We start from the raw sequence: 11,112 nt of genomic DNA, 5'->3' as shown, positions 1-11,112 counted from the left end.
ATTGATAAAAAACTTTAGTCTCGTTGTAACTTCAAGATACCTTAGTGAAGCCAGAGCAAATTGATGGGGTTTTAAGTTCAGGCAGAACCAGACTCAACTACTGAGTCTGGTTCGTGCTATAAATAAGCTCGTCATCATATTTTTAAATTAAAGCTGTTATTTACCTAACAAACATCCAAATACCGGCAGCTATCATAAATAAGTTTTCTGTTAGGGAGATAAACCCTAGTGGTACGTTACTGTCACCGCCTACACACGCACATTTTAACTCTCGTTTATCTATATAGACTGCTTTTATCACTGAAACAGCACCAACCCCACCTATGAATAATGAAATAGGGGCAATAATATAGGCTGGTAATCCGGCTATCATTCCAATGCCAACAAATGCTTCTAAAAATGGGTAAACATAAGCGTACCTGACTATTTTCATAGCGACTAAGTCATAGGTTATAAATGAATTAGTAAAGCTAAATAAGTCTTGAAGCTTTTGTATTGCTAACACTGCCATTGTTAGGGCTACAAACAGTTCAGCGGTTTGCATTGATAATAAGCTATTAGCCGATGCAAAACTAAATGCCACACTAAGCAAAAAACTAACCGAAAAAATCGCAATCACGGGCGTGTAAGTTGTACCTTCTTGGGCTGCTTGTGGCTTATTAAAGTAATTACGTAAATCGTCGTAGCCACCTATACGTTTATTATCAATAAATGTTTGAGGTGTAGTTTCTACACTGTGTTGTTTTTTAAATTCATCTGTTTGCTCTCGAGAAGTTAAAAGCTGATCATCAACTGTATATCCCTCTCGCTCTAGTAGGTCTTTTGATTTTAAACCAAACGGACAAATATGCTCATCTGTTGCCATTCTAAAAAGCTGGGCTGATTTACTCATGCTTTACTCCTTATGTTATGCGGTTTATTTATTTGAATTGAAATCTGGAACAGCTCTTAATTGTGCTTGAGCATTGGTTTGTGTAATGCCGTTTTGCTCTATATCTTTTAGGAGCCATTGCATTTCTTTTATTTCTCGCTCTTGGGCTTCAATTATATTTGTAGCTAGCTTTTGAACGCGTTTATCTTTGATTTTTGCCCTTTCACTGGTGAGTATGGCAATTGAATGATGTGGGATCATCGCCGACATCCATGAGCTATCATCAACAGTCGCTTGTGAGCGAACTAAAAATAAACTACCTGCAAATACGGTAACACTAGCAATGAGTACTGTTATATTTTTCTTTTTATCTTTATACATATTAAGCATGAAAAGTAGCATTATCACTGCCATCGTGGCTCCCATATAAAGCGCCATATAAGTACGAGTTTCACTAAAATAAACATGACTAAGTTGATAGGTGTTCAAATACATCAATACAAACATGGTTATTGTGGATGTTGCTATCATTAAAAAAAATTTTGAATAGTGTGACATTGTATTGCTCCTTAAAAGTTTTGTATTTTGTTTTTACACGTGAGTAATATTTACACTATTAAGCTCACAAATCAGTGTTTCCTGTTGTGTAAAATGGGTATTTAACAATTAACTCAAGAATTATGCCGTTAGGCTAAAATTGCTCGCTGGATTTACTTATGTATCTGTAGGTTTCTTCATTTGAGTTGTCAGTGAGTAGTTCAATATTATATTTGTGAAATATACCCTCCATTTCCATTCCGGGAGTGCCAATAGGCATGGCTGGTACACTTAAGCCTGTAATGTGCGGAGCGTGTTGCCCAGATAAAAACTGTTTTATATGTTTAGCGGGAACATGACCTTCAAATACAAATCCATCGGCTGACACGGCTGTATGGCATGAGCGCATATTAGGTTTTATTTGATACTGAGATTTAATCGACCCCATGTCATTAACGTTAATTACTTTTGTTTGAATATTGTTTTCACTCAAATGAGCAATCCACTTATTACAACATCCACAATTTTTACTTTTATAAACGGTAAGCTCAATTTCAGGTTTTTCTGAATTTTCATAGATTATTGATGTTTTATGCTGTTTTTCGATACTCATTGTAGAAAATGACATAGTTAATGATAAAAAACGCTGAGGTAATGTAGATTACTCGCATTGTTAACTCCTTAATTAGACCAGTGAATATGAGTGATTTTCCAACCTTTATCGGTGTTTTTTAATGTGATTGATTCCATTCCCGTAGACTTAATATCTTTCCCTTTATACTTTCCTTGAGTTTTACTTCTTGAAATTGAGTAAGCTATGTTTCCATTTGTGTGAACTTGATGCTCTAGCAGTTCACTATCAACTGCACTTAAGAATTTCATATCCGCTATCATATGATGGTTCGCGTATTCATCTGCAGAACGCTCAACAATTCCGCCTTCAAAAATGACGACATCGTCGGCCAGTAATTTACGGGCACCTTTGGCATCGCCTTGTTTTAGGGATGCATGAAATAAGCTAACTGCCTTTGCAGCTTCGCTATCAACATTAACAAAGACCCAGCCTTTTTTTGTGTGCTCTTCATGGGTGTGTGCGTTCACAGCAAAAGAACTAACAGCGCTAAAAATTAGTAGCAATAAAATTTTTAAATTAGAGGATTTAATTAACATACATTTTCCTTTTTTATTAATCGTTAAATAGGCGGACCAACAAGTGTTGTAAATACACTTGTGGTAATAAGTACAAATAGGGCAATTACTATTTCAACAGTGATCGAGCGTTTTAATATACTTATATGGTGTTGTTGAGTGATTTGCGGGACTAAAAAAAGCTTATGCCATGCACCTAGTAATAGCATCGCGCAGACGAGTAGCAGCTTTAATAAAATTAGTTGCCCATAATTTGATGTAAACAATGCAGAAAATGACTCTAGGTACTGCAGGAGCAGAGTTAAGCCCGAAATAAGTAGTACAAATACAATAACAATAGCGAGTTGACCAAAGTAATGCATTAACCGCTTTACTTCACTGGTAGGTAGTAAAGTGCAGCTTTTGTAAAGCGGCCACAATGACCCTAACCAGCTCGCAATGGCAATAAGGTGAAAGGTTAAAATACTTTTCACTAACCCATTTTCATTTGCACTGTGCCCAGTAAAAGTGAAACTATAAGCGATAAACCCAAGCATGATTAGTATAACGGCAGCGTTTTTATAACCTGCTACGTTATCATCTGATTCCACATTCCACATACATGCGCTAATTAGAGCAATAATAAGCGCTGGTATTCTAAACGTTGCTTGGTCACCTATGACTGATTGCCAAACAATTTCAAGCATAAAGGGGTCAAACATTCCCATAAAGCCTGATTCAGCCATTGCTCCAGCTTCTATTGGTACTTGTAAAAGTGCAGCAATACTACCTGTAACTACACACGTAATTTGCCAACGTTTTAAGAACTGATAAAAACTAATTAAGTGATGCCCTGCAACATTGCTGTTGCCACACATAAAACGCATTAATAAAGTGCCCGCAAGCCCTGCAATTGCGATATAGCTTGCTAGTTTTAATAAGAGTAAGAGTACTGACCATTCACTTAATTGCATTATGTTGCTACTTAATGATTATGTTTGCTGTGGGTATTAGATTGTTCTTGCATCATCTTATGCGATTCACTTTTGTGTACCATAAATCTAAACGTGTCGGTCATTTTATGTCCATCACCACCCAGTGCTGTCCATTTAACCGTGTAAGTCCCTTGGGCTAAGCTCGGTAATGACCAACTAAAGTCTGTGCTTGGGGTGGAGCTTGGTTTGAAATCAAAGTTTATTGAGTTATTTTTTTCATCTTTGATGATGACTTTTGCTAGCCTTACTTCACCACCAAAAGTTAACGAAAGTTGCTCTGGGCTTTTCATTAACATGGCTTCTTGCGCAGGTGTTGATTGCTTGAGTGATATGTGCGCTGATGCGGAAAATGTAAGCACTAAACCTAAAATGGCTACTGCAGAATTAAAAAACTTCATAATTACCTCTTATTTAAAATGATTAAAACCAAAATTTAATACCCGCAACAAATGCGGTGTTGTTGCTACTTTGTCCACTTGATGTGGCATAGTCGGCGGTATTGCCAAATTTATTGCTCCATTCAATGCCAATATAGGGCGCAAACTGGCGTGTAAACTCATAACGAACCCTAAAGCCAATCGCGCTGCTTGATAGGCCACTTCCAAGATCGTTTTGTTTATCGTTTTTGCCATAAAGTGTAATTTCGGCTCGCGGTTGTATAATTAGCTTTTGCGTGAGTAATAGTTCGTACTCTGCCTCTAACGTAAATGCGGTATTGCCTCGCTCACCCACGTACGCTGTCATATCAATTTCAAACCAGTAAGGGGCTAAACCTTGTAAGCCAAAAGCCAACCATTGCCGATTTTCACCTTCTTTATTGTAATCAAGACGAACACCTGCTTGAGTATCCCAATATGCTGATACGGCGTGACTCCATAAAATATCGGTTTGGTTTTCTTCAATACTTCCTTCGCTGAAATCACCTTCGGTTTTAATTACCAATCGATCAAAGGTAGTGCCGTACCATGCTTGTAAGTCAAACACACCTGCGTTTGCTTGCTCGTTATATTCAAGACGATCGCCTAGTAATGCGTAAAATGGATGCTCATCAGCGAGTGTTAATCGCTCATTGCCCTCAAGCGCATATGGGCCTTCTGTTAAAGTTGTTCCCGCAGAGTAAGCATGAGGGTCTCTTGCATCTTTAGGTGCACTTCCTCCTTGTGGTTGCATCTTAGCGCTATTCATTTGTGCCATTTCACTTTGCGCTAATAAAGGGAAACTAATTAATGAAGCCCCAGTTAACATTAATAAACCTAATGATTTAGATAGTTTTAATTGTTTCATGATACGACTACCTCTCTAAACATACCGGCATCCATATGGAATAATAAATGGCAATGCCAAGCCCAGCGACCTACATCGTGAGGGGTGGTTAAAAAGCTGATTCTTTGTGCGGGTTGAACAGGTATCGTATGACGTCGCACTTGCACATCACCTTGCTCGTTTTCTAAATCACTCCACATACCATGCAAATGCATAGGGTGCGTCATCATGGTATCGTTTTGTAAAATAACTCTTAAACGTTGGTTATGCTTCATATGCACTGGCGTGCTTTTACCAAATTCTAAGCCATCAAATGACCAGCTATAACGCTCCATGTTTCCGGTTAAATGCAGCTCAATTTCAGCTTCTGGCTCTTGCTGGTTAGTGATCCCTTCAAGTGAGTGTAAATCTGCAAGTGTTAAAACACGACGACCATTTTTACGTAAACCAATACCAGGATCATCAAGATTTGTTCTAGGCATATCAACGCGCATATCAACTGAAGCTCCATACTCCGTTTTTGCATGACGCACTTTAGAGCTGGCAACCGCCAATGGGTTTTCAGACATACCATGTTTGCTATGATCCATCGCCATTGCACCGTGGCCCATAGCGCTATGATCCATTTCTTTAGAGTTCATACCTGACATGCCTGACATGCCTGCCATACCAGCCATTGCAGAGTGCTCACCGCCGTGGGTCATATTGCCCATCATATCGGTCATCGTTAACCATTCAACAGGGTCAAGTGCAGGTACTGGCGCATCAATATTAGGCGAGCTTGATAAAGTTCCTTTTGCGTAACCAGAGCGATCCATACTTTGAGCAAAAATCGTATAGGCATCATTTTTAGGCTCAACAATTACGTCGTAGGTTTCACCAGGGCCGAATCTAAATTCATCAACTGTCACTGGTTCAACGTTTTGCCCATCTGCTTGTACAACCGTTAGTTTTAACTCGGGGATACGCACGTCAAAAAAGCTATTACTAGAGCCATTAATAAACCTTAACCTAAGCTTTTCACCGACTTTAAATAATCCACGCCAGTTTGCCATTGGAGTACTACCGTTCATTAAAAAAGTCATTGCTGATGCAGATAAATCAGCTAAATCTGTAGGATTCATTCGCATCTGATTCCACATTTTTCGGCGCTGTAGAGCATTTGAAATACTGCTGCTTGAAACGTCATCGAAAAACTCTGGGACAGTGGGTTGATTGAAGTTAAATACATCACTCTGTACTTTTAATTTACGGAACAGCGCCATAGGGTCATCATCAGTCCAATCAGATAATTGAATAACATGCTCGTTATCTGCACTAATAATATCGTTTTCTCGCGGTTCAATAATTAATGCACCGTACATGCCTGTCATTTCTTGAAAGCCACTATGTGAGTGATACCAATATGTACCGCTTTGTTGTAGTTTAAATTTATAAACAAAGGTTTCGCCCGGCATAATGCCTTTAAAGCTGATACCTGGTACGCCATCCATTTGATACGGTAAAATAATGCCATGCCAATGAATTGAACTCGGTACTGATAACTTATTTGTTACTCTAATAGTAACGTCATCGCCTTCTTTGAGGCGCAAGGTAGGAGCGGGTATAGATCCATTGATAGTTGTCGCCATACGTACTACACCAGTAAAGTTAACCGGCGATTCATCTATAACCAGATCAATTACTTCGCCGCTAAGTTCGGGTACAGTGCCTGTTATTGTTCCTGCTACTAAAGATGATGCAGCATGTAATACACTCGGAAAAGCAGCAAGTACACCTCCTGCAATTAAGCCTTGAACAAATCGTCTTCGTGGTGTGCTAACCTGTTGTGATGACTTTTTAAACCCCATTTCCTTACTCCTTCATAGCAGAATATGTATTGAGTATAGAAAATAGACCTGTCTTCAACATGACGCGAACATTACAAAGTTGTAATCTTGGTGTCATGTTGCTGTAGTGACAGATACTGCATAATATTTGCAGAGGTAGTTGTTAGGACTTTAATGAAGGAATTGTATGCGCTTATTAGTTGTTGAAGATGAAGCAAAAACGGGAGATTATTTAAAACAGGGACTAAGTGAAGCTGGTTTTCAGGTTTCTTTGGCGCGCAATGGTCTTGACGGCCATCACCTAGCAATGACCGAATTATTTGATGTAATAATACTTGATGTCATGTTACCTGACGTATCCGGTTGGAAAATTTTACAGTCGCTACGTGAAGCAGATAACAAAACCTCAGTACTATTTTTATCTGCTCGCGATAGCATAGGCGATAGAGTAAAGGGGCTCGAACTTGGTGCTGATGACTATTTAATAAAGCCTTTTGCTTTTGCTGAAGTTTTAGCAAGAGTACGCACTCTTATTCGCCGTGGTGCAGTACAAACAGTTGACGATATACTGATAGTTGCTGATTTAGAAATGGATATTCCAAAGCGAAAAATACAACGTGCAGGCAAGCGTATTTTATTGAGTAATAAAGAATTTAGCTTACTTGAACTATTGTTACGGCGCGAAGGTGAAGTACTGCCACGTTCGTTAATTGCTTCTCAAGTATGGGATATGAATTTTGATAGCGACACCAATGTGATTGATGTTGCCATTCGTAGGCTAAGAGCAAAAGTTGATGATGACTTTACTGTTAAATTAATTCATACAGTTCGTGGTATGGGCTATAAATTAGAGGTTGAAACTGATGGCTATTAAGTCACGGCCTTTATCACTTACGATGCGTGTTGTGTTGTTTGTGGCTGTAACCGTTATTGCGTGCTTAACTTTAGTTGCCACCTTAATAAATAGTTCGATAAAACATCATTTTTTCCAGCAAGATAGTAGTGAACTGCATGTTATTAATCAATCTATTGAACTAGTTTTAACACAACACTATAAATCAAACCTGAAACTTAAAAATGAATTATCTAACGCTGTAGCGGGTCATCACGGTGTTTACTATCAGGTAAATACCGCAAAAGGAAAGCTGATTTTTCAAAGCTCTGAACGAGATTTTAGTGATTTTGTAATGAGTGCTAAGGCTTCAACTGGCTTTAACCGTAACAATATTGTCTCATGGCAAAATGATACCCACACCTACCGAGCTCTGGTGAGTAATTTCAGCACTGGGCAACAGCAATACAAAATTACTACAGCGATAGACATGAGCTTTCATTTACACTTTCTCAATCAATTTCAGCAAAGCCTTTGGGCCATTATGTTTGGCTCAGCGGTACTCATTTTATTGGTGGCTTGGTTTGCTATACATCAAGGATTAAACCCTTTACGAGGTTTAAGTCAGAAAATACACGATATCCAAACTAATAAAATGGATGTAAGGCTCGATGAAAATAAAGTGCCTATTGAGCTTGTTAATATGGTTCAGTCGTTTAACTCAATGCTCGACAGGCTCCAAGGTGAATTTATTCGCTTATCAAATTTTTCTAGTGATATTGCTCATGAACTACGAACTCCACTCACAAATATAATTACTCAAACACAGGTTGGATTATCTAAAAAAAGGCAGTTGGAAGAGTATCAAGAATTATTGTTTTCTAACTTAGAAGAACTCGAGCGATTAACTAAAATGGTTAGTGATATGCTTTGGCTCGCCAAAACTCAAAACGGGCTAATTAAACCCGTTCAAAACACTCTAAAAAGCCATGATGAAATTGAAGTGTTATTTGAGTATTTTGACGCTTTGGCTGAAGACTCATTGATTGCATTTAATAAAAAGGGTCAAAACCTTTGTTTTTATTGTGACAAATTACACTTTCGCCAATTATTATCAAACTTACTATCCAATGCAATTAGGTACGCCCCAAAAGGCTCATCAATCACTGTAAACAGTAAAATGACCACCGCTGAAAAAATATGCATTTCAGTGATTAATACAGGGGAGAGAATACCTTCTGAGCATTTACCTTATTTATTTGACCGCTTTTATCGACCTGATAAGTCGCGGCAACGACACAGCGACGGAGCTGGTTTAGGGCTTGCAATAGTTAAAGCTCTAGCGCAAGCAAACGGTGGAGATATAGAGGTCAGTTCAAATAATCAAACTACCAGCTTTAAAGTTTATTTAAATTTAGTTAAAAGCTAATTATTAAAACCAATAACTCAATGTTTGCTTGTAGCTCTTTGGCGAAGTTCAGCTAAGTGCCAATTGCAGACATTGGTAACGCCGTACTCTGCGGCAGCTTAGGAGCGCAGCGGAAAAGCTGTCCGACAGCAGCGCTTTGCTATGTGCATAGATCGATATTCGTGAGTTTTTCAGTATCAGCAACAACTTCTTGTTCATGTTTACTTTGATCTGAGTAGAAAATATAATTTTTATGGATAGTTGCCTTTAATACGCATCTTGAACCTTTACTAAACCATGCTTGAGAACTGTAATGTACAAACGCGAACTCTCGCGCAACCTCTTCTGATTTGCTCCATGACTGACCGTATTCTTTAGTATTGACTTCAATCAGATCACAACCGCGATACACAGTCACGATATCACACAAAGTATGTATGTCGTTTGGAGTAAGAGCGTGCTTCAACTTTATCCTTGGGTACCATGCTTGGTTTTCTTGATGAAGAAATAATTCAAGTAAACCACCTTGACTATAAGCGACAAAGGCATGCCTCATTGAATCTATAAATTCCTCAAACACGCAATCCGAAACTAATTCTATGTATCTTGTTGCAACACTATTGATCTCTTCTTTGGCGTTACTGCATGATAAGTATTGAACGAAGTTCTCTAAAGCCTCGACAGAGCAATCTTTGAATTGCGAGATACTATTGCTATCTAACTTTGATATGAGGTGTTCTATGTCAATGGACATGTTGTCACGCAACACAGAAAGGGTCAATTCACTAATCATCCTAATATTTGCCATCCATAGATTTAAAGTTTTCTAACGGTAATGCTCTTGGCTGCTTCCGACACAAATATTAACGAGTCACCGTAGTAATCTTGGTTTTGTTCTAGATACCAACTAACAGAATAGTACTTACCTCGAAATTTCCACTTGTTACCACCATAAAATATAGCCTAGTGTTAATTAGTGAACAACACAATCATCGACATCGTGCCATAAACAATTTAAACAAAACTCTGAGCGTTGTTAATCAGCCTAGAATTCAAGGAAGGTCAAATATTAGCTTTATATGCAAAGCATCAGACCGCACGCTTATCACCCCAAATCGCTTAACGATTGTATGCTAAGCTAGCAGTTAAAACTTAACAACCTTTGGTTTGCTATACAGTCTGTTGAGAGTACGATCATCACAGAGGCGTCTTATACTTTATTCTTCTTTATTAAATCCAGACCAGGAACTGCGTTTATAGCCTCCATTGTCAATATTTTTCTGCCATATAAAGTTCATACATAACTGTATACCGCTAGTTATCATCCAACCTCCCTCGTAGTGGCATTCCTTCTCGGTAGTTGAGATGTATTTCTTCATTAATAAATAACGCTTAGTCTTAAAGCCTGAAATTTTAAATAACCAAGGTATATCATTACGCATCTCATCAGTAACATCGGATCTAGTGGCGCTCCCCCCTTCAATACCATGCACAACAACCCCACCATTAATTACACTGTTAAGGTTACTGGCAGCTACACCTACGCTTAGAACGTTAACAGAAGTCATCATTTTCTGTTCTGCACTAGATAGCTGATTTGGTTTCATTTCAACACCAACCTCATGAGGCTGTACTCCACAGCCAGCCATCATTAATAGTGATAATGTTACTATTATTTTCTCTATTGTGTTCATTTCCACCTCTTCCATAAGTTCTTTTTAAGAAATAGTTTTTAGTATTAATGCGACTGATAGTTTGTGTTGCTTACGCTAAAGAAAGTTGCTTTCCTAGCTTAAGTACAATTGAGCTAACTTGATAAATAAGCCTGCAGCGTCCGAACTAAAGCTTGATTTACCAGCGTCCATTTCGCCTGTATCGAAGCGAACTTATAATATTAGAATAGCGCTTTATTACATTTATTTTATAAATTTAATAGTCCCCTACATTTAGGATATGTTGAGCAACCCCAAAATTTATTTCCAATATGTTGACCATTCTTAGCTGTCCTAAGTATCATTTTAGAACCGCATTTAGGGCAGCATGGTATTTGAGTATCTTCAAACTCTCGATCTAGGGTTTGATTTTTTAGTTTTGTGAACCTGCTCTTATTAGGTTTTTCTGATATCGGTATTCCTTGATTTTTTTTAACAGGAACATCTGGAAGAAAAAAATAATTGATTAACAGAGAAATGACAAATGTATGCGGTAATGCTGCTACTAAACAATAGGGGGCAAAACAAGCTCCAAAG

13 protein-coding genes are annotated in these 11,112 nt (G+C 38.2%); 2 read left to right on the top strand and 11 right to left on the bottom strand.

Annotation, left to right across the window (positions count from 1 at the left end; translation table 11 throughout):
• Positions 1 to 160: 160 nt before the first annotated feature.
• The 8 genes from GQR46_RS10030 to GQR46_RS09995 form a co-directional block, all read right to left on the bottom strand.
• Entirely contained in the window at positions 161 to 892 is a 732-nt protein-coding gene (locus GQR46_RS10030; RefSeq protein ID WP_165740858.1) for a MauE/DoxX family redox-associated membrane protein, read from the bottom strand.
• Between the two features lie 24 nt (positions 893 to 916).
• The gene (locus GQR46_RS10025; RefSeq protein WP_165740857.1) at positions 917 to 1,429 is read right to left on the bottom strand and encodes a DUF305 domain-containing protein; all 513 of its coding nucleotides are present in this window, start codon (positions 1,427 to 1,429) and stop codon (positions 917 to 919) included.
• 133 nt (positions 1,430 to 1,562) lie between these two features.
• Positions 1,563 to 2,036, bottom strand: a complete 474-nt coding sequence (locus GQR46_RS10020; protein ID WP_240922899.1) for a DUF411 domain-containing protein — start codon at positions 2,034 to 2,036, stop codon at positions 1,563 to 1,565.
• 53 nt (positions 2,037 to 2,089) lie between these two features.
• Positions 2,090 to 2,578, bottom strand: a complete 489-nt coding sequence (locus GQR46_RS10015) for a nuclear transport factor 2 family protein (RefSeq protein ID WP_165740856.1) — start codon at positions 2,576 to 2,578, stop codon at positions 2,090 to 2,092.
• Positions 2,579 to 2,601: 23 nt separating this feature from the next.
• Positions 2,602 to 3,510, bottom strand: coding sequence for a CopD family protein (locus tag GQR46_RS10010; RefSeq protein ID WP_165740855.1), 909 nt, complete (start codon positions 3,508 to 3,510; stop codon positions 2,602 to 2,604).
• A gap of 11 nt (positions 3,511 to 3,521) precedes the next feature.
• On the bottom strand, positions 3,522 to 3,929 hold the full coding sequence (locus GQR46_RS10005; RefSeq protein ID WP_024596894.1) for a copper resistance CopC family protein: 408 nt from the start codon (positions 3,927 to 3,929) through the stop codon (positions 3,522 to 3,524).
• Between the two features lie 22 nt (positions 3,930 to 3,951).
• Positions 3,952 to 4,815 (bottom strand): copper resistance protein B, encoded by an 864-nt coding sequence (locus GQR46_RS10000; protein WP_165740854.1) that lies wholly within the window; start codon positions 4,813 to 4,815, stop codon positions 3,952 to 3,954.
• Positions 4,812 to 6,644, bottom strand: coding sequence for a copper resistance system multicopper oxidase (locus tag GQR46_RS09995; protein ID WP_165740853.1), 1,833 nt, complete (start codon positions 6,642 to 6,644; stop codon positions 4,812 to 4,814). The genes GQR46_RS10000 and GQR46_RS09995 overlap by 4 nt, the downstream gene beginning before the upstream one ends.
• A 166-nt stretch (positions 6,645 to 6,810) precedes the next feature.
• Between GQR46_RS09995 and GQR46_RS09990 the strand changes: the two genes are divergently transcribed.
• Together GQR46_RS09990 and GQR46_RS09985 are read left to right on the top strand one after the other, a co-directional pair.
• The gene (locus GQR46_RS09990; RefSeq protein ID WP_024591667.1) at positions 6,811 to 7,497 is read left to right on the top strand and encodes a heavy metal response regulator transcription factor; all 687 of its coding nucleotides are present in this window, start codon (positions 6,811 to 6,813) and stop codon (positions 7,495 to 7,497) included.
• Positions 7,487 to 8,884 (top strand): heavy metal sensor histidine kinase, encoded by a 1,398-nt coding sequence (locus GQR46_RS09985; protein ID WP_165740852.1) that lies wholly within the window; start codon positions 7,487 to 7,489, stop codon positions 8,882 to 8,884. The genes GQR46_RS09990 and GQR46_RS09985 overlap by 11 nt, the downstream gene beginning before the upstream one ends.
• Positions 8,885 to 9,023: 139 nt before the next feature.
• On the opposite strand, the gene GQR46_RS09980 is transcribed toward GQR46_RS09985, so the two are convergent.
• The 3 genes from GQR46_RS09980 to GQR46_RS09970 all read right to left on the bottom strand — a co-directional run.
• Positions 9,024 to 9,656 carry a hypothetical protein gene (locus GQR46_RS09980; protein WP_165740851.1) on the bottom strand — a complete coding sequence of 211 codons (633 nt, stop codon included), beginning with the start codon at positions 9,654 to 9,656 and terminating at the stop codon, positions 9,024 to 9,026.
• A 424-nt stretch (positions 9,657 to 10,080) separates the two neighbouring features.
• On the bottom strand, positions 10,081 to 10,557 hold the full coding sequence (locus GQR46_RS09975; RefSeq protein ID WP_165740850.1) for a hypothetical protein: 477 nt from the start codon (positions 10,555 to 10,557) through the stop codon (positions 10,081 to 10,083).
• A gap of 227 nt (positions 10,558 to 10,784) precedes the next feature.
• A partial coding sequence (locus GQR46_RS09970; RefSeq protein ID WP_165740849.1) for a topoisomerase DNA-binding C4 zinc finger domain-containing protein occupies positions 10,785 to 11,112 on the bottom strand: 328 nt, incomplete at its 5' end.

It is taken from the genome of Pseudoalteromonas sp. Z1A6 (assembly GCF_011378745.1).
In the GTDB taxonomy this organism is placed as follows: domain Bacteria; phylum Pseudomonadota; class Gammaproteobacteria; order Enterobacterales; family Alteromonadaceae; genus Pseudoalteromonas; species Pseudoalteromonas arctica.
This window is presented reverse-complemented; position numbering and strand designations above follow the sequence as displayed.